This is a genomic window from Streptomyces sp. NPDC102259 (assembly GCF_044766465.1).
GTDB lineage: Bacteria > Actinomycetota > Actinomycetes > Streptomycetales > Streptomycetaceae > Streptomyces.
Genome location: NZ_JBIWMA010000042.1, coordinates 12,113 through 35,937 on the forward strand (window position 1 = coordinate 12,113; position 23,825 = coordinate 35,937).

Genomic DNA, 23,825 nt, shown 5'->3' on the forward strand with positions numbered 1-23,825 from the left:
AGGGCTGTGTCTGCTGGCCTGTTGACGGTGTGCGGGTGGCGTGTGTTGCTCAAGTGGGCTTGCACGGCGACTGGTTGCTCCACTCTCGTCATCCTCGAAGCGTAGGACCGGGCCGGCTGCGCACGCGACGGCGCGAGGTGGCCATGCGGCCGGAACCAGCCGCTCGGCGGCGGGCGTTCACGGCCGGCGCGGGTCTCCGGCCGGCGCCGCGGCCGGCGGCTGGGCGGGCGGGCCGGCAGGCCGGCGCCGGGCGGCGCCCGCGGGGGCCGTGGCGGCGGGGGTGTCCGGGGCGGCGGGGCGGCGCTTTCGCGCCTGCGGGCCGTGGGTGAGGCTGGGCGGCGGCGCCGGGTCGGGGCCGGTGCTCCTCGCGCGCAGTGCGGCGTGCAGGACGCGGGGGTGCAGCGCGGCGGTGGGCGGGGCGGCCGTCTGGTGCCGCTGGAGCAGCAGCGTCGCGGCGCGCGGGTCGGTGGTCGCGGCGGCCGCGATCCGGGCCGCGTAGCCCCGGGTGAGCCGGGTGCGCAGGCCGGCCGTCCTGCCGTGGTCCGCCCGGGCCGTGTGCAGGCTGCGCAGGCTCGCCTGCCAGGCGGGGGCGATGCGGTGGGCGAGGGCCTGGCGCAGCCGGTAGCCGAGGCCGACGGCGCTCTGGTGGGCGGCCAGCATGTGGTCCAGGACCAGGGCCTGCTGCACGGCGAGCGTCATGCCGTCGCCGTGGGCGGGGGCGAGGGCGGCGAGGGCGTCGCCGACGACGAGGAACTGGTCGGGCCAGCGGCGCAGCTTCTCGTAGTGGTGGCGGCGGTGGTCGGTGCGGGCGCAGCTGTAGACGGGGCCGAGGGGGGTGGCGGCCTCGAGGAGGTCGTGCAGCAGGGGGTGGGGCAGGGCGGCCGCGGCGCGCAGCAGGCTCTCGTGGTCGGTGGGCGGCGGTGTGCCGTCGCCGCAGCTGAGCGAGACCGACCAGCGGCCGCCTTCGACGGGGTTGAGGATGCCCTGGCGGGGGTTGCCGGGCGAGGCCATGAGCAGCAGGCTCTTCCAGTCGGCGACGTGGCCGACGGGGGGCGTGAACGCGGCGGTGGCGTAGGTGGTGGGGGTGGCGGCGACGGTCTGCGGGGGTGGTGTGTAGCCGAGTTCGGCCAGCCATCGGGGGGCGTGTGAGGTGCGTCCGGAGGCGTCCACCACGAATTCGGCGGGGATCAGGCGCCGGGGTGTCCAGCCGTCGGGCGCCTGCCGGTCCCGGCCGCGTGCCCATACCCCGGTGACGGTGTCGTGGGGGCCTTCCTCCAAGGCGACGACCTCGTGTTCCGCCAGGAAGGCCACCTTGGGGTCGGCGCGCAGGCGGTCGCGTATCACCGAGTCGGTCAGGTCGCGGCCGGCACTGAGCATCGACAGGCCCGAGTCGAAGCGGGGCAGCCAGCCGCCGGGGCCGAGCAGCAGCATGTCCTCGGGCATGCGGACACGGACCGCGCCGGCGCGGGTGAGGTCCTGGCCGATGCCGGGGAAGAGCTGCTCCAGGCCCTGCTGGGCGGCGGTGGTGAGGGCGTGGGTGTGGCGGGCCTGGGGCAGGCCCCGGCGCCGGCCGGGTCCGCGCGGCAGCCAATCGCGTTCGATGACGGTGACCCGGTCCATGAAGTTGGCCAGGGCCCGTGCCGCGGTGAGCCCGGCGAGGCTGGAGCCGATCACCACGGCGTGGCCGTGGCCGCCTGTGTCTGCGCGTGCGTGCGGACTCAACTGGGCGGCCCTCCCTGTGCGTTGTGGTTGCATCATGCGATGCGGGCCGCCGGCGGGGCAGGGCGCGTTCCGGCCGGTCGGGGGCGCCGTCGCCGGGGCGGCCCGCCCCCGGTGCGCGCCGGTCGGGGCCGCCGTCCGGGGCGGCGGGGGCGATGTGCCTGGTGGGATGCGTACGCCGCGGCCGGCGGCCGGGACCGGACGGCTCCGGCCGGCCGGGGCGGGCGGCGGCGGGCGGCGGGCGGGGGTTCGAGCGAGTGTCGAGGGATTCCCGAGGGGGGCTCCGGCGGGCGTCGAGGACCCGGCGCGCCGCGGGGCCCCCGGGGCGGCGGTGGCCGGGTCCTGTGGTGGGCGCCTGCGAGGGGCGCGGGGTCAGGCCTTGCGGTAGGCGACGCGGTGGGCCATGGCGGTCAGTTCGTCGCGCCACGCCTGCGGGACGGGGGCGTCGGCGATGGCCTTGCAGCCGCGTTCGACGAGGCCGGCGATGTGCTGTTCGACGTCGTCGGGGACGCCGGTGTCCACGAGCCGGCGGCGTACCTCGTCGGGGGTGTGTCCGGGCTCGGTGATCAGGCGGTGGATGTGTGCGTCGCGCTGCATCGCCCAGCCCAGCAGCAGCGTCATCTTGTGCTGGGTGAAGTCCAGGCCGGCGGGTTTGCCGGTGTCCGCGGAGTCGCCGAAGGCGTCCAGGAGGTCGTCGCGCAGCTGGAAGGCCTCGCCCACCGCCTCGCCGTACTCGGTGAAGGCGGCGGCCAGTTCGCGGTGTCCCGCCGCGCTCGCGCCCACCACCAGGGGGCGGTGGATGGTGTAGCGGCCGGACTTGATCAGGGCGATCCAGCGTGAGAGCTCGGGGTCGACGGAGAACTCGGCGGCCGCGGCGACGTCCATGTACTGGCCGATCATCACTTCCGAGCGGAGCTTGTTCCACTCGGCGAGGGCCGTGCGCGGGGCCCTGGACATCAGCTCGCCCGAGTAGACCAGTGCCAGGTCGCCGACGAGGAGGGCGACGCCCTCGCCGAAGCGGCGCGACTCCCCCTGCCATCCGCGGCCGGCGTGCAGTGCGGTGTGCTTGGCGTGGACGGTGGGCAGGCCGCGGCGCGTGTCGGAGTCGTCCAGGACGTCGTCGTGGATGAGGGCGGAGATGTGCAGCATCTCCAGGGCCGCGGCGGCTTCGACGATCCCGGGGTCGTCCGGGTCGCCGCCGGCGGCGAGGTAGCCGGCGATGCAGAAGGCGGGCCGGATGCGTTTGCCGCCCGACGCGGTCAGTTCCGACAGTGCGTCGATGGCGACGACCGCCCGTTCGTTCACTTCGGCCCACTCCTGGCGTTCGGCCGAGAGGAAGGAGCGCAGCCGGTCTTCGACGCGTCGCAGCAGGTCGGTGCTGGTGCGGCGGGCGGCGGTCCCCTCGGGGCCGGACCGGGTGGTCAGGTCCGTAGTCACACGGGTCTCCTCAAGTAGGTGTACGGGCGCGGGTGGCGGCGGCGGGCGGAGCGGGCGGGCGCCGGGGCAGGGGCGAGGGCGGGTGCGGGGGCGGGTGCGGGGCGAGCCTGGAGTTCCCCTTTAGGGGCGATCGATTGCGAATGGTGCGCGTTGACACCCTCAATTGCGCCGTGGAAGTCTCCCCAGTGCACCCATAGTTACGACTGGGCAGCATCGGGGGGTCGGAACGCACACGACGTGCTTAGTCCGCTGAACACATCAGAACCGGTACCCGCGAGGCCGGATCCGAAATTTCTGCCGGAATTCACCGGCGCAGACCGTCCGGTCACCACTGTGGTTTCTTTTCGGTGGTTCTCGGCGCGGGATCCGGCCGCGGCACCCCCCCATTTTTTTGAGGGTCACCGATCCGACATCGAATGCAGCGATCAGCACGGGGAATCGATGGAGCCGTGCCGGTCGCAGGGCGAGCCACCTCATGAAGGAGATTCATGGAGTTTCACGCATGCCCCGGAAACCACACCCAGGAACTCCGCGCGGCCGCCGGGTCCGTCCTCTGTGTCCCGTGCATCAGGCAGGTGGAGTGCAGTCTGCGTACGCTTCCCGGGCTCTACCAGGAAAGTCTGCACAACGTATCCCCCATATCCAGGCGGCTGAGCCAGACGAAGGTGTCCGGGAGCCGCAGCAGGGATCATCTGAACCTGTCGGCGCTCGATGCCCGGCACAACATCCTCGCCATTCTCGAGTCGTGGTCGGGATTCGTTGCGGAAAAGCTCGGGAAAGCCGCCCCGCAGCGCAGCGTCGTCCAGCTGGCGCGGTTTCTGCTGATCCATCTGGAGTGGCTCACGGCCCAGCCGGCGGCTGCCGACTTCGCGGACGAGATGGAGGGTCTGCGGGCTGAACTGCTGTGCACCGTCGATCCGGGTCCCGGGGATTTCCGCGCGCTCATCACGGAGTGTGTGGTGGACAACTGCCCGGGGACGATCAGCACTTCGTCGCAGAGCACCCCGAACGCGGGAAGGGGCAGCATCGGGTGCTCGTCGGGGCATACCTGGGAAATGCATGAGTGGATCACTCTGCGGCCGCTGATGGAGCGGCGGCAGAGGGCGGTCAGCGCATGACCAGGCCGCCGCGTCACCGGCTCGTTCCCACGAATGTGGCCGCTCTGGCGGCGGGGGTGTCCGAGGCGACCATCCGCAAGTGGGTGAGCCGGGGGAAGATCACCCGCTACGGCACGCCGGGGCGTTCGGAGTTCGACATCGACGAGCTCACGCGGATCGCGCTGCGGCGCCGGCCCTGACACCCTGACCGCGGAGCAGACGCACGGCAGACGCACGGCTGACGCACGGCTGCTGTCCGGCTGCGGCCGTCGTGGTGTTCGCGCAGGCCGTCGTGGTGTTCGCGCAGGCCGGCGGGGCGTCTGCGGGCACGGCACGGTCTCCGGGCGCGGCACGGTCTCCGGGCGCGGCCTTCCGGGGCGGGCCGCCGGGGCGGGTGTCCGGTGACCGGGTGGCCGGGTGGCGGCGCGGTGGCGGCCGGCGGCCGTGGCCGTCACCGCGGCCGGGTTCCTACGCTCTGTTCGCGGGCGGCAGGGACCGTGACAGGGCGCGGTCGGTGAGGACGCCGGCGGCCCCGGTGTAGGCCTGCGGGGCGAACAGGTCGGTGAGGTCGGCGGCGCCGAGGACGGCCGCCGCCCGGCCGTCCTGGACGAGGAGGTCGGCGAGGGCCTCGCCGGTGCGCGCCGAGCGGGCGGACGCCTCGTTGAGCAGCCGGCGCGCCTCGGTCTTTCCCAGCAGCGGCGTCAGGACGGCGGCGATCCGTTCGGAGACGATCTGCCCTGCGGTCAGGTCGGTGTTGGCGCGCATGCGCCGCGGGTCCACCGACAGCTGCGAGGTCAGTTCCACCGCCTGGTGGGCCGCTCCCCCGGCCAGCCGCAGCAGGGCGCGCAGGGGTTCCCACTCGGCGTGCCAGGCGCCGGCGGAGCGTTCGTCCTCGCTCGGCATGCAGGCCAGCACGGTCGCCGCGAGCTGCGGTGCCTGCAGGGCGGCGGAGCGGATGGCCGTGGCGAGGACGGGGTTGCGTTTGTGCGGCATCGCCGAGGACGCGCCGCGGCCGCCGGGCGCCGGCTCGTGCACCTCGCCGGTCTCGGTGCGGGTCAGGCAGAGCACGTCGACGGCGATCTTGCCGAGGGCGCCGCACAGGAACGCGGCGGCGGTGGCCACGTCCACCACCGGGGTGCGCAGCACGTGCCAGGGCAGGAGGGGGGCGCTCAGTCCGAGTTCGGCCGCGAACGCCTCGGTCAGGTCCCCCACGTAGGCGGCGGGTTCGGCGCCGGGCGCGTGCTGGAGGTATCCGGCCAGGGTGCCGGCGGCGCCGCCGAGCTGGACGGGCAGTCCGCGGGCGGCGAGGTCGTCGAGTTTGTGTGCCGCGTCCAGGACGAGGTGGCGCCAGCCGGCCGCCTTGAGGCCGAAGGTCGTCGGGACCGCGTGCAGGGCCAGGGTGCGGCCCGCCATCAGCGTGTCGCGGTGCCGCGCGGCGAGGGCGGCCAGCGCCTGTTCCACGCGGGCCAGGTCGGCGCGGATCAGGCGCAGGGTGCGCTGGGCCACCAGGACGCTCGCCGTGTCGAGGATGTCCTGGCTGGTGGAGCCGCGGTGCACGTAGGCGGCGGCCTGCGGGTCCCGGGCCGCGACCAGCGCGGTGAACTCCCGTACCAGCGCCACCACCGGGTTGGCGGACTCGCGGGCCTGGCGGGCCAGGGCCGCGAGGTCCAGGTGCTCGGCGCGCGCCGACTCGGTGATCGTCCGGGCGGCGGCGTCGGGCACCGTGCCGAGCCGGGCCTGCGCCCGGCTCAGCGCCGCCTCGGCGTCCAGCATGGCCTGCAGCCACGCGCCGTCGGACACCGCGGCCGCGGCGGGGGTGCCCGCCCAGACCGGCGCGAGCAGACCGGAGTCCGGCTGCGCCGCGGCCGCGTCCGCGGTGAGGGTGGTGTCAGTGGGCATGCGTGAGTCCTTGGTGTGGGTGCGTGGGTGCCTGGCCGTCGTGGGCGCCGGTGTCCTCCCCCGCGCCGGGTGGGGTGTGGCCGGCGCAGACGAGTGCGGCGCGGGCGATGGCGTCGGAGTCGGTGAGGGTGACGGAGTTGACGCCGGGGCGGATGCCCGCGGCCGTCACCCAGTGCACCGATTCCGTGGGCACGCCGAAGGCGAACCGGCGCGGGTGCGGCCGTCCGGCCGCGTCGATCAGGCGGAACGGGCGTGCGGTGACGGCCAGTCCGTCGGTCCGGTGGCTGCCCGTGGGGCGGGTGCGGATGCGGTAGGCGGTGCACTGGCCGGTGGCCAGCAGGTGGCGCAGGAGGGGGTCGGCGGTGCGGGTGAGGGTGATCTCGGGCAGGCGTGCCTCGACGAGGGCGTCGACGCGTACGGCCGAGCCGGGTACGAGGGGTGAGCTGACGGTGTATCCGGTGCGGTCGGCGTCGACCTGTACGGCCGGTCCGACGACGTGCAGGACGCCGGCCTCGATCAGCGCGATCATCTCCTCGACGCGCCGGGCGGGCGGGCCGATGGAGAGGTAGGCGTTGAGCGGGGTGTACCAGTGGTCCAGGTCGGTGCGGTAGGAGTCGCCGTGCAGGCCGCCGTGGTCGACGGCGAGACGGATCTCGTTGCGCAGGTCGCGCAGGACGTCGAGGGCGGCTTTGAGGGGGCCGCTGACGTTGCCGCAATGGGCTTCGGCCACGTCTTCGCGCAGGTGGTCCAGGAGCCAGCCGGTGAAGTCGTCGGGGCCGGTGAACTCGCGGTCGCGGTAGGGGCGGGCGATCAGTTCCCAGTCCCAGCGGTCCTTCTCGCCGATGCCGTGGGCGGCGAGGACGGCGTCGGTGTGGTGGGGCTGCGGTCCGGCAGCGAGGTAGTCGTCCTGGAACTGCCGGGCCTCGGCGGTGTATCCGCGTGAGGTGAGCAGGGTGCGGTAGTAGACGGCCTCGACCTCGCGGGCGATCAGCGGCCACAGCTGGTCCTTGAAGTCCAGGCCGGTGCTCTCGTGGGCGCGGCGCAGCCGGGTGACGCGCTCGGCGGTGAGCAGGAGCGGTTCGTGACGGCCGTGGGGGCCTTTCTCGTTCTCGCCGCGGGCCTGGTAGGGCACGCCGCGCCGGGAGGCGGCGTGGATCTGCGGTTCGAGTCCGCAGGGGTGGTAGACGAGGCGGCCGCTGACGCGGGAGAAGGTGCCGCCGCGGCCGGCGGTGAGCTGGGCGAGGTAGTCGAAGAAGTTCAGGCCGAGGCCGCGCAGCAGCACCCTCGTGCCGGGGGGCAGGACGTCCAGGTCGACGTCGGCGGGGTTGGCCGGCGGGATGTACAGCAGTCCGGCCTGGCGGGCGCGGGCGGTGACGTCGCGTTCGGCGGCGTCCGCGCGGACCGGCAGGTGTCCCTGGCACAGGATCACCGCGTCCAGGCCCGGCAGGACGCTACCGTCGCTGAGCGTCACCCGCTGCAGGGCGGGGTCGCCGGCGTCGGGGTCGTCGTCGAGGGCGACGGCGAGGTGGGGGTGGGTGCTGACGGTCAGTCCGGCGGGGGCGCCTTCGATGACGCGCTGGTGGGCCCAGCGCAGGTAGTGGCCGTAGAACGCGCGGGTGGGGTAGGTGTCGGAGTCCAGTCGGCGGGCCTCGGCGAGGGCTTCGGCCGGGTGGCCGTCGCCGAACTCGCCCGCGCCGAGGGCGAGGGCCCACTCGTGCAGGCTCGGTCCGGGCTCCAGGGGGCCGCGCAGGTCCACGCTGGCGTCGGTGAACACCGATATCTGTCCGGCCACGGTGTTCATGAGCAGGTGGCGGGACTGGTCGGTGCGCCACACCTTGCCGGGGCCGGCCGGGTAGGGGTCGACGACGTGGATGTGGACGGTGCTGCCCTCGGGCTGCGAGCGGAAGTTGGCGCACAGCCGCTCGAGAACCGACAGTCCGCGCGGGCCTGCGCCGATCACGCACACAGAACGATGTCTCGTTGTCATGTTTCCTGTTTCTGCCGATGTCGAGCAACAGAGCGAGGGCCGCTGGGCGCGGGGCTGCGGAGGACGGCTGTGGCCTCCGCAGCCTTCACCACTCGAGCAGCGCGAAGCCCGCCGCCATGCCTCCGCCGAAACCGGCCAGGAGGATCAGCTCGCCCGGGTGGAAGGCGCCCGCACGGGCGGCCTCGTCCAGGGTGATCGGGATGGAGGCGGCGCCGGTGTTGCCGTAGCGGGTCAGCGTCAGGTGCATGGTGGCGCGGGACAGGGCCAGTTCGGCGAAGACGGTGTCGAGCATGACGCCGTTGGCCTGGTGCGGGACGAAGTGGCTGATGTCGTCGGGGGCGACGCCGGCCTCGTGCAGGAACTGCTTGGTCAGCGCGGGCAGGCGGTCCTCGACGAAGCGGCGTACCGCCCGACCGTCCATCGTGAAGTACTGCCGGCCGGCCTGGAGGGCGGGCGGGTCCAGGGGCAGCCGGCTGCCGCCGCCGGGCACCTGGATCAGGTGCGCCAGTTCGCCGAAGGTGTGGTGGGCGACGTGCCGGATGCGTGCGCCGTGGCCGGTGCGGCCCAGGACCATCGCGCCGGCGCCGTCTCCGAAGAGGACGACCGTCCTGCGGTCGTGGGGGTCGAGGATGCGGGAGTAGACGTCCGCGCCGATGACGAGCGCGTGGCCGCCGCGGCGGGCGAGGATGCCCTCGACGGCGGTGAGCGCGAACACCTCGCCGGAGCAGACGGCGTTGAGGTCGAAGGCGGCCGCGTCGGCGGCGCCGAGGTGGTGCTGGACGTAGGCGGCGGTGGGCGGCTGGGGCCGGTCCGGGGTGGAGGTGGCGACCACGATCACGGTGAGCTGGTCGGCGGTGATGCCGGCCGATCGCAGCGCGGCCCGTCCCGCGGCCGTGGCCAGGTCGGAGGTGGCCTGGTCGTGGGCGGCCCAGCGGCGTTCGCGGATCGCGGTCTTGCGGATGACCCAGGCGTCGTCGACCGCGGCCGGCGCGCCGACTTCGTCGTTGGAGACAACCCGGTCCGGCACAAAGGCACCGGTGCCGAGGATCCCTGTATCGGTCATGCGCCTGCCCTCCCCTCACGTGGTGGTGGTGCGCTGGCTGTGCGGCCGGCCGGCGGGTGCGCGGCCGTGACGTGCCCGCCGGCGGGCGGCCCGCCGGGGGCTGCCGCTGGTCGTGTGCGGGTGCGTGCGGTGCCCGGGGCGGCGCTGGGGCCGGAGCGGCGGGGCCGGTCCGGCGGGCGCGGCGGCCGGTCCGGGCGGTGACGTGGCCCGTCCCGGCCCCGCGCGCGGCCCGGCCCCGCGCGGGTGGGTGCGGGGCGGGGCGGGTGCGGGGCGGGGCGGCTGTGCTCGAGCCGGTGACCGGTACGGGTGACCAGCGGCCGATGGCCGGTGACCAGTGACCCGGTGGTCGGTGACCGGTACGGGTGACCCGATGGCCGGTGACCGGTACCGGTAACCCGGTGGCCAGTGACCCGATGGGCCGGTGGCCTGTGGTCGGTGGCCCGATGGCCGGTGGCGATACCGGTGTGATGCCGGTACGGCTGGGCTCGGGGCCGGGGCCGGTACCGGTGGCCGGGGGTTAGCGGGTTTCGTAGATGCGTTTGTGGCCGCGCAGGGCGGCCAGCCGGTAGCGGCCGGTGGTCTGGGCGGGGGTGGGGTGGTCGCCGCCGTCGGTGGGGAAGGAGCGCCGGTGCAGTGCGCGGTAGCGGGCGTAGTCGAGGATCTCGCGCCGGTCGATCGCCTCGCGGTGCTCCTGGGTGCGCAGGTGGGCGCGGTAGCCGGGCACGACGGTCCCGGCGAAGAACTCCGCGACGCTGCCGGAGCCGTAGCTGAGGAAGGCGACGGCCCGGCCGCTCAGGTCGTCGGCGTGGTCCAGGAGCGAGGCCAGGCCCAGGTAGACCGAGGCGGTGTAGCTGTTGCCGACGACGGTGTTGTAGGCGGTGGTCAGCGCGAGGTCACGGGCGACCCTGGCCTCGTCGGTGTCGTGTCCGTTGCTGTTCAGCAGGTGACGGTGGGCCTTGTAGGCCATCTTCGTGAACGGCTGGTGGTAGCAGAACGCGGCGAACTCGTCGAGTTTGCGGCCGCCTTGTTCCACGTAGTCCTTCCAGGTGCCCTCCACCGCCTGGAGGTAGGCGGTGATGGACTCCTGGCCGTCGACGAGGGCGGCCTCGCGGTAGTTGGGCCGCCAGAAGTCCATGACGTCGGCGGTGAACAGGCCCGACGGCTCCTCGATGCGCACCAGGGCGGGGTCGGCGCCGACCAGCAGGGCGACGGCGGCCGCGCCCTGGGTGGCCTCGCCGGGGCTGTCCAGGTCGTACTTGGAGACGTCGCTGGCGATGACCAGGACGCGCTGCGCGGGGTCGCGGTGCACCAGGCCGATGGCGAACTGCAGGGCGGCCGTGGCCCCGTAGCAGGCCTGCTTGAGTTCGACGACGCGGGTGGCCGAGGGCAGGCCGAGCAGCGAGTGGACGTACACGCCGGCCGCTTTGGCCTGGTCGATCGACGACTCCGTCGCGAAGACGACGGTACGGATTGCGTCGCTGCCGTGCCGGGCGATGAGGGGCGCGGCGGCGGCCGCGCCGAGGGTGACGATGTCCTCGTCGGCGGCGGGCACGCTCATCGACCGCTGGCCGATGCCCAGGTGGTATTTGCCGATGTCGGTGCCGTTGTGGGCGGCGAGTGCCGTGTGCGGCAGGACGAACTCGGTGGTGGCGAACGACAGATCGTGGATTCCTACGGCAAGAGCGCTGGCCATTTCCTATACACCGACCTTTGCTGTCGTGTTGTCGCGTTCCAGCTGGACGTGCGCGCGCATCAGTTCGCCCGGGTTGGTCTGGGCGGCCAGGAGGGAGAGTTCGCCGCACAGCACGGTAGCCGCGGCGATGACGGCGAGGCGGCGGGCGTTCTCCCCGGGGGCGCGGTCGGCCCGGCAGCCGAGGCGGGCGAGGTTGGTGTCCACGAAGGACAGTCCCTTGCCGTTGCCGACCGTGCCCACGATCAGGTTGGGCAGGGTGCAGGCGAAGTAGAGGTCGCCGTCGCGGTCCTCGGTCATGACGACGCCCTGGGAGCCCTCGACGATGTTGGCGGCGTCCTGGCCGGTGGCCAGGTAGAACCCCAGGAGCATGTTGGCGAAGTGGGCGTTGGCCGAGCGGACGCCGCCGGCCAGGAGGGTGCCCAGGAGGTTCTTGCGGAGGTTGAGCTCGGCTATCTTCGCGGCGGTGGTGTGCAGGACGTCCTCGACGACGGCCCGCGGGACGAGGAGTTCGGTGACGACGTTCTTGCCGCGGCCGAGGATGCCGTTGATCGCGGTGGCCTTCTTGTCCGTGCAGTAGTTGCCGGAGATCGATCCGTAGGAGATGTCCGGGATCGTCTCCAGCAGGTGTCCGAGCAGGATGTCGGAGGCGAGGGTGGCCATGTTGTGGCCGGAGGCGTCGCCGGTGGAGAACTCGAAGCGGACGAAGAGCAGGTTGGCGTTGATCTCGTGGCGGATGCCGATGAGTTCGGCGAACCTGCTTGAGGTGCGCACGAGTTCGCGCAGTTCGCCGATGCGGGCGTCGATGGTGCGCGCGGCGGTGAGCGCGGCCTGCGCGTCGCTCGCCTCGACGAGCACCGAGCGGGTCATCCGCTCGTCGACGAGGGTGGCGACGATGCCCTGCTCGGCGAGCATGGAGACCTTCGCGCCGCGGCCCACGGAGGGCCACAGCGGCGACTCGTAGGTGGCCAGCGGGACGTGGGTCTCGGTGGTGGCGACGTTGCCCGAGATGCGCAGGGGTCCCACCCACCGCATCGGGACCCCGGCGATCGCGTGCGCCTCAGTCATCGTGTGCTTCCCGTCATCTCGTGGAGGGCGTCCAGGCTGCTGGAGCGCCGGGCCAGCGGCCGGGTGTCGATGCCCCGGTCGGCGCAGAAGGCGCGCAGGTCGCCGTGGAGGAGCACGTCGCAGCGCGTCAGGTCGGCCGGGGTGCGCGCGCCGAGCATCGTCTGCAGCGCCGCCAGTTGGTCCAGCCAGGTGGAGATCTGTGCGACGAGCGCGGAGACGCCGCCGTCGAGGAGGGTGCGCAGGAATCCCCCGGACGCGCCGACGCCGGCGGCGCCGAGCGCCAGGGCGCGGGCGACGTCGAGGGGGTTGCGCACGCCGCCGGAGGCCAGGACGGGCAGGCCGGCGTCGCCCGCGTCCAGCAGGCAGGCGGCGGTGGACTGGCCCCAGCCTTCGAGGTAGGCGTAGTCGCCGAGCCGGCGGCGGCCGTTTTCTATGCGGGCGAAGTCGGTGCCGCCGCGGCCGCCGAGGTCGGCGACGCTCACGCCCAGGTCCTTCAGCGTCGCCACGCTCTCGCGGCTCAGCCCGAAGCCGACCTCCTTGACGATCACGGGGACGTCGACGGCCGCCGCGATCTTCTCGATCTGCCCGGGCCAGGCGGAGAACGAGCGGTCCCCTTCCGGCATCACCGTCTCCTGCACGGTGTTGACGTGGATCTGGAGGGCGTCGGCCCGCAGCAGGTCGACGGCGCGCTGTGCGTGGTCGGCGGAGACCGTGGCGTTGATGTTCGCGATGACGAACCCGTCGGGGTTGTGCTCGCGCAGCACGCTGAAGGTGCCGGCGCAGGAGGGGTCCTTGAAGTAGGCGCTCATGGATCCCGACGCGATGGGCACGCCGGTCTCGCGGGCGGCGGTGGCCAGGTCTCGGTTGATGAGGCCGGTGTTCTCGCTGCCGCCGGTCATGGCGTTGATGTAGAGCGGCACCGGCCAGGAGATGCCGGCGAAGGTCGTGGCCAGGGACACGTCGGGCCGGTCGATGCCGGCCAGGGCGTGGTGGACGAACGACACCTCGTCGAACTGGTTGTGTCCGCTGTGCTCGCGCTGCTGGTCGACGGCGAGCCGGACGTGGTCGTCCTTGCGTTGTCCGATCATTTCTTGTTTCCTTCCGCGGTGGGACGGACCGGCAGGGGCAGCACCCCGGCCGCGGCCCACCGTTCCCGCACGTGTTCGATGTCCCGCGGGGCTTCGGCGTCCAGCAGCGCGATGCCGCAGTCGCCGCCGCCGGCCCCGGAGGGTTTGGCCGCGCCGCCGGCGGCTTCTGCGGCGTCGCACAGCGCCGTCAGTCTGGGCGTGAAGATTCCCAGTCCGACCTCGTCGTCCAGCCGGGCCAGTTCCCGCCGGGCCCGCCGGATCTGCTGGAGCAGGCCGTGGGGGTCTTTGTCCTCCAGTGCGGTGACGCAGGCGCGCACGCAGTCGGTGGTGGCCGCGGTGAACGCGCGGTGGGAGTCGCTGCCGCGCCAGGCCCGCCGGTCCAGGTCGGAGACGAGGGCGGCGGTGGAGGCGGGTGTGCCGCTCCAGCCGACCTCCAGTCTCAGGCCGGTGGGCGGCGGCAGCCGGCGTACGGCGAACCGCGGCCAGGGCGCGCGCAGGGCCTCGATGACGCCGTGGCGGGCGGCGAGGTCGCGGACGGCGCTCCGGTCGGGTGCCTGGTAGGCGATCCAGCCGCCCCAGGTGCTGGCGGCGAGGTCGCCGCAGGAGGCGCGGGGGTCGATCTCGGCGGTGGCGAGCACGGCGAGGCGGAACCGGTCCTCGGGCGGGAGGTCCAGGCCGCAGAAGGCGGCGACGGCGGCGACGGCGGCGACGGTCACCGCGCCGCTGGAGCCCAGGCCGTACTTGGTGCCGTTGTCGTGCAGGCCGCTTTCGACGCGCAGGCCGAACCCCGGTACGGGCAGGCCGCGTTCGGCCAGCAGCCGGGCCACGGTCTCGGTCGCCGACACCACATGGGCCAGGCCGGCGGGCACGCCTTGCCTGCCGGGCCGGGCGGGCACGCCTGACGTGCCGGGCTTGCCGGGCCGGCTGGTGTCGTCGTGCGGGCCGGGGTCGTCGTACGGGGTGAGCCGGGCGTTCTGCCAGTGCAGGCGGGCGTGCGGGCCGAGGTCGGAGGTGATCTCCACCGCGGTGCCGGGCAGATGGGAGACGGTGACGGTGACGTAGCGGTCGACGGCGACCAGGACCGCCGGGTTGCCGGGGTCGACGACCGCGTACTCGCCCGCGACGAACAGTTTGCCCGGCGCGCGCCGCACCACGGCGGGGCGGGCCGTCATCGCCGCTCCCCGGGCAGCAGGCGGGCGCCCGGGCCCGGCCGGGCGATGAGGACCGAGCCGTCGGGGACGGCGTCGCGCACCGTCCGGGCCACCTTCTCCGCGTCCGCGCGCGGGCAGAGCACCTTGACGTTCGGCCCGGCGTCCATGGTGGCGTAGGCGCAGACGCCGTCCTTTCGGAGCTGGAGCACGCTGTCCAGGACGGTGAGCGTGGCCGGCGCCAGGTAGCGCACCGCGGGGCGGGCCGCCAGCATCGTGGCGTGCATGCCGAGCGCGTTGCGCTCGGCGATCTCCCCCACCGCCTCGAGGTCGGCCCGGCGCAGCGCGGCGCGCATCTCGCTCAGGTCGTCCTTGCTGGAGCGGGCCCACGGCTCGTACAGCGGGGAGGTGTCCAGGGTGCGGCGCATGGCCTCGCGGCTGGAGACGGCCTTGGGGCCGGCGTTGACGACGGCGATGACCAGGGCGGGGTCCAGGCCCGCGGCGGGCACCGGCTCGGCGTAGGAGCCGAGGTCGGCCTCGGTCTCGGTGGCGGCGGTGGGCGGGCCGGCGTGCCACAGGGCGAAGCCGGCGAATATCGACCGGGAGGCCGAGCCGGATCCGCGGCGGGCCAGGCGGGAGTGGGCGGTGGCGTCGAGGCCGAGCCCGTAGGCGGCCGCGGCGGCGACGGCGAGAGCGGCGAAACCGCTCGCGGAGGACGCCAGGCCCGCCCCGGTGGGGACGGTGTTGTGGCTGTCCACGACGGCCCGTTCGGACCGGCCGGCCTGTGCCCGCACCAGGTCCAGGAAGGCGGTGACGCGGCGCAGTGTCTCGCCCTGGGCGGGCCGGCCGCCCAGCGTGAGGGTGTCGTGGTCCGCCTGGGGGGCGAGGCGGACGCGGGTGGTGGTGGGGAAGATGTCCAGGGTCATCGACAGGCTGTCGACCCGCGGCAGGACGAGCCGCTCGTCGCGCTTGCCCCAGTACTTGATCAGGGCGATGTTCGGATGGGCGACGGCGGTGGCGTGCCCCTGGCCCTCCCGCTGCCGCCGCTGCTGCGATTGCGGTTGCTGTTGCTGTTGCTGTGTGGCCGGCGGGGCCGGGTGTTCAGCGCGCATGGTCGGCAAGTCCCCTCAGCGGTACGGCCCACGTCTGCACGGCGCCGGCCTCGTGGAGGCGGGCGGTGACCTCCCGTGCCTGCACCGGCTGGGTCAGGGCGATCACGCAGCCGCCCAGGCCCCCGCCGGTGATCTTGGCTCCGAGGCTGCCCGCCGTGAGCGCGGCCTCGACCAGGGCGTCGATCCTGTGGGTGCTGAGGCCGGCCGCGCGCAGCAGGTCGTGATAGTCCGTCAGGCGCGCGCCGAGCTGCTGCGGCCGGCCGCCGGCGAGGGCGTGTCCGGCCTCGTCGGTCAGCTGGGTGGCGCGGCGCACGAAGCGTTCCTGTGCGCCGGTGTGCCGCTGGAATCCCTCCCGCAGCAGTTCGACGGCGTCTTTGGTGCGGCCCACGACGCCGCTGTCGGCGATGATGAACAGGCCGTCGCAGCCGATGCTCAGTTCGCTTGCCCGGCCGGCCTGGAACCGCAGCGGGGCGGTCGCGCCGACGGCGCGTGCGTCGACGCCGCTGGAGCGGCCGTGGGCCACGTTCTCGGCCGTCTGCACGAGGTCGAAGGCGGCGCTCTCGCTCAGGTCGTGGCCGAAGAGGTCGGCGAGGGCGAAGACGACCGCGCGGGCGCAGGCCGCGCTGGAGCCCAGGCCGCGGCCGTGCGGGATCGCGCCGTCGATGATCACGTCGAGGCGCGGGATGTCGGCCACGCCCATGGCCGTCTTGAACTCGGCCGTCAGCCGGCTCAGGCTGTCGGAGGCCTGGGTCATCATCGGCCGTGACGGGGAGCCGGTCATCGTGAAGGACACCCCGCCCGGATCGCCGGGGGTACGCGAGGACCATCCGGCGCTCGCCGTGACCGTCAGCTGCGGAACCGGCAGCGCGAGGGCCGGGGCTCCGTACACGACCGCGTGTTCTCCCAGCAGAATGGCTTTGGCGTGGGCGCGGCCGATCCCGACCGAGCGTGCCCGGTGGTTTTCTGACACCCCCTCCGCTGAGGTCGGTAGCGTCAACGCACTCAGCTCCCCTTGTCGGTTCTGCATGGAGATCGCACGGTCCAGTTCTGGAAGGCAGTGGAGCGGGACAGGATCCGAGCAGCCCTGAAGGGCCGGTGGCGCGGCGGCCGGTGACCGGTGTGCCTGGTGGCCGGTGTGCCTGGTGGCCGGTGACGGGTGGCGCGGCGGATGCCGGCTTGGCGCGGGGTCAGCGCCCCCTTGGGTGCGGGCGGCTGTCGCGGGCCGGCGGGTGGTGCAGGTTCAGACGGCTTCGCCGGCCGGCACCGGCGGTGTGCCGGTGGGTGCGGCCTGCGGGGGCCGCTGCTTCCTGCCGCGGCTCCAGCGCTTCTCCACCAGGGTGTACAGCAGCCAGGCGGCCAGCAGGTTCACCGCGAGCAGCACGGCCAGCAGGCCGAGGGCCGGGAGGGTGTCGAAGGTGCGGCTGCCCAGCACCTCGGGCCGGCCGTAGAAGATCACCAGGGCCTGGAGGAGGTAGAAGGCGAAGGAGACGCTGCCCAGCCACACCATGGTCCGGCCGGCGAGCCAGCCGCGTTCGCCGCGCAGGTCCGAGGTGGCCGCGGCGCAGATGATCATGCCGATCGGGATGATCGTGGTGAGGCTGAAGTCGTAGGGGTCGGGGGCGGCGAGAGCGGCCCAGTAGCCGGCGGCGAAGGCCGCGGCCGAGGGCAGCAGGCCGATGCGCGGCCACCGGCCCGCGGCCACGATGCGGGCCAGGATCATGCCGAGCACGAACTCGAACAGGCGCGGCGGCGGGAACGCGTAGCTGAACCACTGCTGGTTCAGCGGCAGGTCGTAGCCGGGGATGTCCATGCCGCGGGGGATGAACCGTGTCGCCAGGGCCACGCCCGCCACGCCGGCGACGGCCGCGGCGGCGTACAGCCACAGCCGGTGTTCGGCGATCCGCCGTACCCCGAGGATGAACAGGGGGAACAGCGCGTAGAAGAGGACCTCCGAACACAGGGACCAGGAGGGGAAGTTGACGCTCTGCACGGTGTCGGGCCGGTTGCTGAAGGCGTGCACCAGGGAGAGGTTCGCCAGCCACGCGTGCAGCGGGGTGGCCGAGGCCCACAGCCACATTCCCAGGGCCCAGGTGACGATGTGGTTGGGGTAGATCTTCAGCGCGCGGCGCCGCCAGAACGCCGTGGCCGGGTCGGCGGGGTTCGTGGACCAGGTCAGGACGAAGCCGCTGAGGACGAAGAAGAAGGACACCCCGATGGGTCCGGCGGGCAGGAAGAAGTCGGCCAGCTTCTTCGCGAGGTCCAGGTCGGCGAAGAGGCTGGGCGGCGCGGTCGGCCGCAGGGGGTTGCCGAGCATCAGGCTGTGGGTGAGAAACACCAGCAGCGCCGCCAGGAACCTGAGGCCGGTGAGCGAGGGCAGCGGGGGCCGGCGCTGCGGCGGACCGCTGGGGGTCGATGCGGCGGTTCGGTCTGCCATGCGCACGCGCCTGCCTTTCGGTCGATCGGTCGGTCGGAACGAGTCGGAACGGGTCGGGCCTGGCCGGGGGCGCGGTCTGCGGGTCGGCCGGGGGTGGCCGCTGGCCGCGCGCCGCTGCTTCCCGGCGGTCCGCGTCTCCTGCCCGCGCTTCTTGGCCGCGCCCTCCTGGCCCTCGTCCGCGGACGGCGTCCCGCGGGAGTGCGGCGGGAGGGGTCTGAGAAGCGGGTGGGGGCTCGGGGGCGGTGCTGCGCCGGCGGCGGGCGGGGCGCGGGCGGGGCGCGGGGCAGTCCGGCGGGGGCGGGGCGGTTCCGGGGACGTCGTGCGGGCAACCGTCGTGCGGGCGGCCGACGGGACGTCGCGCCGACGGGCCGTGCGCCCGCACGGCACGGCCGGTTGGTCCCCCGCGGGGCGCCGGCACATGCGGGCGGGCGGGCCGAGGGGGAAGACAGGAAGCTGCGCCGTATTGGCGTGGCGTGGAGTGGTTCTCGCCGGCGGAAGGCGGCGGATACGGCGCCGGCCGCTGTCCCGGAGCGACTTCCGGGCAGGGGTGACGCCCGGGAATAGTGACACGGGCGGCGCCCCCACGCCAAGAGCCCCTCGAAGTGACGCAGGTCACCCTCGCGGCGGTCCTGTGCTGCGGGGTCGGTGACGAGGGACGACGCCGCCGACGGGTGCGCGAACTGTCCCAAGTGGGTTCGTCTGAAAGGATGGTGAGGGCGCGTCAGATGTGGGCGGGGGCGGGGACGGCCGGGTGTGGGCGCCGTTGCCGGAGCCGGGTCGCGCGCGGGACGGGCGGGACTGCGGGCACGCGAAAAGCGGCGGCGGCCGGCCTTGCCGCAGGCGCGCGCCGCTTCAAGTCCGGGCGTGTACAGGGCGGGTGAGGCCGTGTCCGCTGCCGGGGGTGACGGCCGCTGTGCCGGGCCGTCCCACGTCGGGCCGGGCGCCGGGCGGGTGAGGCTGCGGGTGCTGCGGGAGCGGCCGGCAGGGCCGCCGGGGGTACGCGCTGCCCCAAGTCCGGGCCGGTGCGGGGCGGGTGAGGGTGCGTCCGCCGGCCGGGAGCGTGGTGGGGCCTCGCCGGGTGTGCGGTGGCTGTTCCGGGCCGGGGCGGGCGCGGGACGGCGGACCGCCCCCGGGGGTCGGCCCGGGGGCGGTGCGGGTGCGCCGGTTCAGGTGCTGCTCAGGTGGTGGCGCGGGTGGGGGTGGCTTCGGCCGCCGCCTCGTTGGTGGCTTCGGCGACCGCGTCGCGCGGCTTGGAGTCCACCTTGTCCATCAGCAGCAGGACGAGCACGGCCGCGACGACGAGGACGCCGGCGGCGGCGCGCAGTGCCAGGGCGTATCCGTCGGTCTGCGCGATCTGCGGGAGGGTTCCGTCCGCGACGTGGTCGTTGACGTAGCGCAGGGCGAGCGGGACGAGGGTGGCCAGGCCGAGCGAGGCGCCGACCTGCTGCATGGCGGTCTGCACGCCGGAGCCCAGGCCCGCGTCCTGGCCGGTGACCTGGTGCAGCGCTCCGTTGGTGAGGGCCGGGTAGCCGACGGCGTTGAAGAAGCCGTACAGGAGCAGTCCCGGCATGATCCCGCCGACGAAGGACGCGTCGGTGGCCAGGCCCGCGGCGGCGACGGCGAATCCGCCGGCGCTGCCGAGGAAGGAGATGATCAGGGTCGCCTTGACGCCGATGCGGGGCATCAGCGCGGTGGACACACCCATGCCGACGCCGATCGCGAGGGTGAAGGGGATGTAGGACAGCCCTGTCTTGAGCGGGGAGTAGCCGAGTACCTGCTGGAGGTACAGGGTCAGCAGGAAGGCGTAGGTGTAGAACGCCGCGAGCGAGAGCACGCTGACGCCGTTGGACGTCACCCGGGTGCGGTTGGTGAAGAACCGCAGCGGGATCATCGGGTCGGGGACGCGGGACTCCCACACGGCCATGAAGACCAGCAGGGCGAGCCCGCCCAGCAGCGGCACCAGGACCTCCGCGGAGCCCCACGGGTCGTCGGAGGCCTGGAGCAGGCCGTAGACGACCGCGACGAGACCGCCGGTGGCGCTGATCGCGCCGACGACGTCGATGCGCTGGTCGGGGCGGCGGGCCATCCGGCTCTCCGGGATCACACGCGGGACCATGATCAGCGCGAAGATCGCGATGGGGATGTTGATGTAGAAGATCCACCGCCAGTCGACCAGGTCGGTCAGCGATCCGCCGACGACCGAGCCGATCGCGCTGCCCAGGGCGGCCATGCCGCCCCACAGGCCCAGGGCCTTGGTGCGTTCCTTGGCGTCACGGAACAGGACGGGGATCAGGCCGAGCGCCGCCGGGCCGGCCAGCGCCTCGCCCAGGCCCTGGACGAACCGGCCGCCGACCAGCATCCCGGAGTTGGCCGCGGCACCGCACACGGCCGAGGCCACGCCGAAGACCAGTACGCCTGCGATGAAGGTCAGCCGGCGGCCGTACATGTCGGCCAGCCGTCCGCCCAGCAGGAGGAAACCGCCGGCGGTCAGGACGTAGGCGTTGACCACCCACGCGAGGCCTCCGACGGAGAAGTCCAGGTCTTCCTCGATGTTGGGCAGGGCGATGTTCACGACGGTGACGTCCATCATGAGCATGAACTGCATCGCTGTCAGAACGGCCAGCGCCGTCCAGCGCCGCGGGTCGGCATCGACGAGGACGCCCGTCTCGCCTCGTGCTTCCTTGTCTGCGCTACTCATACCTAACCAGTTCCTCCGAGTGATCTGCGGCTGGAGAAATCCGTCCGCGCGACCGGCCGGCCGGCCCCGTGCCGCAGATCGGGACCGGCGAGCCGGCCGCCCGCCCGTCAGCGGGACGGTGTCCGTCTCAGCACTACGACGAAGCAACTCCCCCGGATGTGACACAGCGCGCCGGTCCTCTTGGCCGGGGTGCTGTCCGGCGGGTGCGCGAGGCCGTCCGGGACGGGGCCGGGGCCGTACAAACCGGGAGGACGACGGGGCGGGGGGGCGGCCCGCGCCGCATGCCGCACCGCACTGCCCCCGTACCGCACCGCGGCGCACTGCCCCCGTTCCGGCACTGCCCCGTTCCGGCGCTGCTCCGTGCCGCGCTGCCCCGTACCGCGCTGGTGCCGGTGCGGGCCGGTGCGGGCCGGTGCGGGCCGGCCGGTGCGGGGTCAGCCCAGGTAGCGCTGGATGGTCGGGGTGAGCAGGTCGATCAGTTCCTCGCTCGACGCCGACGCGATCGGCTCCAGCTCCACGACGTAGCGCAGCAGGACCACGCCCCAGACCTGCCCCGCCGCCGCGTTGATGTTGATCGCCGGCACCTTGAGCGTCTCGGCCGCCTGGTAGATGTCCATCCCGGCGATGCCGAGCGCCTTGCCCGCCTCGGCGAAGAGCTGGTTGGCGAGGAACCCGCGCATCTGCTCCGCGCCCTCCTTGCCGTTGACCGCGGCCTTCAGGATCCCGAGGAGCTTCGGCCTGACCTGGGGGTCCTCCCACAGCACGAAGGCCGCGCGCAGAAGGCTCCCGGCCAGCTGCTCGCGGGGCCCCTCGAGCGCCGCCGCGCCGGCCTCCCCCAGGACGCCGCCCAGCGAGTCCAGGGCGGCGGCGCGTTCTTCGGCCTCAAGAGCTTCGGACATTTCTCCTCCAGATATCACTGATATCGCTGATGTCACTGATGTCGCCGGTGCTGATTTCTGCCGCCGGCGGCGCCCGGTGTCAGCCGGTGCCGGGCCGGCGCGGGTTTTGCTAGGCGTCGCGCTGGGCGGCCACGAGCTTTTCGAACGTGTCGGCCAGCGGGAGGTTCTCCCAGAAGGCGGGCGGCCTGCGGTAATACACCCCGAGCTTGTGGTATTCCTCGGTGCGCGACAGCGTGGCACCGTAGACGAGGACCCGCTCGCCGTCGTACTCGTGCGGGGCGTTCTTCGCGAACAGCTCGATCTCCGGGTGGAGCGTGGTGGGATATGCCGCCTGGTCCGGGCTCACCACGGAGAAGCAGATCCGGTCGATGTCCGGGGAATCCCAGCTGAAGGTGGGGTAGATCGAGAACGACTTCTGGATGAACTCCAGCAGCGGTGCGCTCGGCTCCGGCAGTCCGGTGTCGCTGAGCAGCGACAGGGCGGTCTTCTCCTCGACGGGCGCGGCCATGAAGTACACGTTCATGGTTTTGCTGATGTAGTCGATCCCGATGATCGATATGCGGTTGTCCAGGCCGATGGAGGCGAAGGTGCGGGCGTGCTCGGCCACGCTGCGCGGCATGGACGGGATCTCGGCGAGCGTGGAGAGCTTCCCCAGATTGTCCAGGGGGAAGAAGACATAGGTCTTCTTGAAGCCGCCGACGACTCCGGCCTCGACGCCGAAGAAGCTGACCGCGCACCGCTCGGCGATGTCCGAGGCCAGGGTGGAGACCGGATGGTCCGTCTCCTCGACGAAGCCGTTCGCGACGGCGATCTTGTACGGGTCGCCCACCTCGGTGGGCACCGTGAAGTTGTAGTCGATCTCTCCTCGGTACTTCTCGCCGCCGGCCATGGCGAGCACGACCACGGACTCGTCCGAGATGTCGTCACCGAACGCGGTCAGGACCGACAGGACCTTGTCCCGTGTGTAGGGGACGTCCAGCAGGCCCGCCGCTTCCTCGATGGCCGCATACACGGCTTCCGCTTTCGTTGCTCCGGACATTACTCCTCCAGGGTTCAACCTTGTTTTTTTCCGAACAGGAAGTGCAGCGACGAAATGCGCCGGGTTTTTACCAGGGCTCGCACCTTGAAGGGGCCGATTCCGGGCGACCGTACCATTCGTCCGTGACTTCCGTCAGACGGACCGCTCGATATCTGCTCGATATCCGATCCATATCGGCTCGACATCGGCTCGAAGTGTTCCGTGCTTTCAGGCGATCTTCGTCGCGGACAGGAGCGCCTCTACGGTGAGGGCGTGCGGCGGCAGATTGGCGGGGTCGTCGGTGATCGCCTTGGTGACCTGGAATCCGCATTCTTCCAGCCAGCTCTGCCAGGTGGACAGTTTCTGCGGTCCGCCCTGCCCCATGGTGCAGCCGATGAAGAAACTGGGATAGAAGTCGACGGTGTAGTTGTCGGTGTCCTTGATGTTCTCGGGAAAAACCGGGACCAGGACGTGGACCTGTCCGCCGGGTTCCAGGGATTGGTGGACGCCTTCGAGGATCCGGAACACGTCGCTCTTGTCGAACATGGGCAGGAAGTGCTTGATCAGCACCACGTCGAAACCCTTGGGGACTTCTTCGAAGACGTCACCGCCGATGAACGAGCAGTGTTCCTCCACGCCGTGGGCCCGGAAGTTCTCCAGGCATTCCTTTTCCTTTTCGGGCAGGTCGAAGGTGGTCACCGTGAGGCCGGGCGAGTTCTTCAGCCGCAGCGTGTTGACGGCGCCGAGACCGGTGTTCCCGGCGAGGTCGAGCACCCTGGAGCCGGCCGGCACGTCGACGTTGCCGAAGAACCAGGGGTCGACGTGGGCGGTGACGGTGTTCATCAGCTTCGCCCACGGCTCGCGCAGTTCCGGGAGCTCGGCCAGCGCGCCGTAGAGGTCTCCCTCGAAGCCGTAGAGCTCCTTCAGGCCGACCGTCGTGCCGGTGCGCACGCTCTCGGTGAGGTAGAACAGCTGCCGCAGCGTGACCGCCTTGATCATGTGCAGGTCGGCGAGGACCTGCTGGAGCTCCTGGTCGGCGACGCCTTCGAGGGCGTCCAGGGCGTAGGTGCCGGACGCCTCGTCGTAGGCGACGAAGCCCTCCTTGACCAGCAGGAACAGCAGCTGCTGCACGGCGTCCGGCTTGGCTTCGGCCACCTCGCCCAGCTCGGCGGCCGTCCGGCCGGGCCGGTCGCGGAGCGCGTCGATGATGCCCAGCTCGAAGCAGGACAGCAGGGTCATGAACCGGGAGGGTCCCACCAGGTATTCACGAAACCGCGCGAGCGTGGCTTGTGGCGTCATGTCACTGACCTCATTCTCTTCGGCCGCCGGGCGCGGCCTCACGGCGGCAGGAAACGGTGCGGGCGGGGGCGGGGCTCAGTAGCGGTAGTGGTCCGACTTGTAGGGACCCTCGACCTCGACACCGATGTACGCGGCCTGCTCGGGGCGCAGTGTCGTGAGCTTGACGCCG

Annotated in this window: 19 protein-coding genes; 2 read left to right on the forward strand and 17 right to left on the reverse strand. The window is 72.9% G+C overall.

Translation table 11 applies throughout. From position 1 onward, the window contains the following. Nucleotides 1-177 precede the first annotated feature (177 nt). Both ACIRPU_RS42515 and ACIRPU_RS42520 read right to left on the reverse strand, forming a co-directional pair. Nucleotides 178-1,722, reverse strand: coding sequence for an FAD-dependent oxidoreductase (locus ACIRPU_RS42515; RefSeq protein WP_403878073.1), 1,545 nt, complete (start codon nucleotides 1,720-1,722; stop codon nucleotides 178-180). Between the two features lie 369 nt (nucleotides 1,723-2,091). After that, on the reverse strand, nucleotides 2,092-3,156 hold the full coding sequence (locus ACIRPU_RS42520) for a polyprenyl synthetase family protein (RefSeq protein ID WP_385568607.1): 1,065 nt from the start codon (nucleotides 3,154-3,156) through the stop codon (nucleotides 2,092-2,094). A gap of 488 nt (nucleotides 3,157-3,644) precedes the next feature. Here ACIRPU_RS42520 and ACIRPU_RS42525 point away from each other — a divergent pair, with 488 nt between their 5' ends. Both ACIRPU_RS42525 and ACIRPU_RS42530 read left to right on the forward strand, forming a co-directional pair. Further along, nucleotides 3,645-4,274: a hypothetical protein gene (locus ACIRPU_RS42525; protein WP_384121798.1), complete on the forward strand. Its 630-nt coding sequence runs from the start codon at nucleotides 3,645-3,647 to the stop codon at nucleotides 4,272-4,274. Continuing rightward, nucleotides 4,271-4,453, forward strand: coding sequence for a hypothetical protein (locus tag ACIRPU_RS42530; protein ID WP_355709735.1), 183 nt, complete (start codon nucleotides 4,271-4,273; stop codon nucleotides 4,451-4,453). Before ACIRPU_RS42525 ends, ACIRPU_RS42530 begins: the two co-directional genes overlap by 4 nt. 268 nt (nucleotides 4,454-4,721) lie before the next feature. Here the strand turns inward: ACIRPU_RS42530 and pcaB are convergent, their stop codons facing one another. The 15 genes from pcaB to ACIRPU_RS42605 form a co-directional block, all read right to left on the reverse strand. Then, the gene (pcaB, locus tag ACIRPU_RS42535; RefSeq protein WP_403878077.1) at nucleotides 4,722-6,152 is read right to left on the reverse strand and encodes a 3-carboxy-cis,cis-muconate cycloisomerase; all 1,431 of its coding nucleotides are present in this window, start codon (nucleotides 6,150-6,152) and stop codon (nucleotides 4,722-4,724) included. Next, a complete protein-coding gene (locus tag ACIRPU_RS42540) occupies nucleotides 6,142-8,139 on the reverse strand; it encodes an FAD/NAD(P)-binding protein (RefSeq protein ID WP_403878080.1) in 1,998 nt (665 codons plus the stop codon). The genes pcaB and ACIRPU_RS42540 overlap by 11 nt, the downstream gene beginning before the upstream one ends. A gap of 85 nt (nucleotides 8,140-8,224) precedes the next feature. Then, nucleotides 8,225-9,202 (reverse strand): 3-oxoacyl-ACP synthase III family protein, encoded by a 978-nt coding sequence (locus tag ACIRPU_RS42545; protein ID WP_403878084.1) that lies wholly within the window; start codon nucleotides 9,200-9,202, stop codon nucleotides 8,225-8,227. Nucleotides 9,203-9,719: 517 nt separating this feature from the next. Further along, nucleotides 9,720-10,895 (reverse strand): hydroxymethylglutaryl-CoA synthase, encoded by a 1,176-nt coding sequence (locus tag ACIRPU_RS42550; protein WP_403878086.1) that lies wholly within the window; start codon nucleotides 10,893-10,895, stop codon nucleotides 9,720-9,722. A 3-nt stretch (nucleotides 10,896-10,898) separates the two neighbouring features. Beyond that, entirely contained in the window at nucleotides 10,899-11,960 is a 1,062-nt protein-coding gene (locus tag ACIRPU_RS42555; protein WP_355709725.1) for a hydroxymethylglutaryl-CoA reductase, read from the reverse strand. Beyond that, entirely contained in the window at nucleotides 11,957-13,048 is a 1,092-nt protein-coding gene (gene fni / locus ACIRPU_RS42560; RefSeq protein WP_355709723.1) for a type 2 isopentenyl-diphosphate Delta-isomerase, read from the reverse strand. Before fni ends, ACIRPU_RS42555 begins: the two co-directional genes overlap by 4 nt. Next, entirely contained in the window at nucleotides 13,045-14,220 is a 1,176-nt protein-coding gene (locus ACIRPU_RS42565) for a phosphomevalonate kinase (protein WP_403878090.1), read from the reverse strand. The genes fni and ACIRPU_RS42565 overlap by 4 nt, the downstream gene beginning before the upstream one ends. After that, on the reverse strand, nucleotides 14,217-15,308 hold the full coding sequence (gene mvaD, locus ACIRPU_RS42570) for a diphosphomevalonate decarboxylase (protein WP_403878093.1): 1,092 nt from the start codon (nucleotides 15,306-15,308) through the stop codon (nucleotides 14,217-14,219). The genes ACIRPU_RS42565 and mvaD overlap by 4 nt, the downstream gene beginning before the upstream one ends. Further along, nucleotides 15,298-16,335 carry a mevalonate kinase gene (mvk, locus tag ACIRPU_RS42575; RefSeq protein WP_403878096.1) on the reverse strand — a complete coding sequence of 346 codons (1,038 nt, stop codon included), beginning with the start codon at nucleotides 16,333-16,335 and terminating at the stop codon, nucleotides 15,298-15,300. The genes mvaD and mvk overlap by 11 nt, the downstream gene beginning before the upstream one ends. 213 nt (nucleotides 16,336-16,548) lie before the next feature. Beyond that, the gene (locus ACIRPU_RS42580; protein ID WP_403878099.1) at nucleotides 16,549-17,742 is read right to left on the reverse strand and encodes an acyltransferase family protein; all 1,194 of its coding nucleotides are present in this window, start codon (nucleotides 17,740-17,742) and stop codon (nucleotides 16,549-16,551) included. Nucleotides 17,743-18,919: 1,177 nt separating this feature from the next. Next, nucleotides 18,920-20,440, reverse strand: a complete 1,521-nt coding sequence (locus ACIRPU_RS42585; protein ID WP_403878102.1) for an MFS transporter — start codon at nucleotides 20,438-20,440, stop codon at nucleotides 18,920-18,922. Between the two features lie 434 nt (nucleotides 20,441-20,874). Then, on the reverse strand, nucleotides 20,875-21,339 hold the full coding sequence (locus ACIRPU_RS42590; RefSeq protein ID WP_355709711.1) for a hypothetical protein: 465 nt from the start codon (nucleotides 21,337-21,339) through the stop codon (nucleotides 20,875-20,877). Nucleotides 21,340-21,448: 109 nt separating this feature from the next. Further along, on the reverse strand, nucleotides 21,449-22,378 hold the full coding sequence (locus tag ACIRPU_RS42595) for an aromatic prenyltransferase (RefSeq protein ID WP_403878105.1): 930 nt from the start codon (nucleotides 22,376-22,378) through the stop codon (nucleotides 21,449-21,451). 207 nt (nucleotides 22,379-22,585) lie between these two features. Then, nucleotides 22,586-23,656: a methyltransferase gene (locus tag ACIRPU_RS42600; protein ID WP_403878108.1), complete on the reverse strand. Its 1,071-nt coding sequence runs from the start codon at nucleotides 23,654-23,656 to the stop codon at nucleotides 22,586-22,588. A 75-nt stretch (nucleotides 23,657-23,731) separates the two neighbouring features. Beyond that, nucleotides 23,732-23,825: adenosylhomocysteinase (locus ACIRPU_RS42605; RefSeq protein ID WP_351710203.1), on the reverse strand; the 94-nt coding region annotated here is incomplete at its 5' end.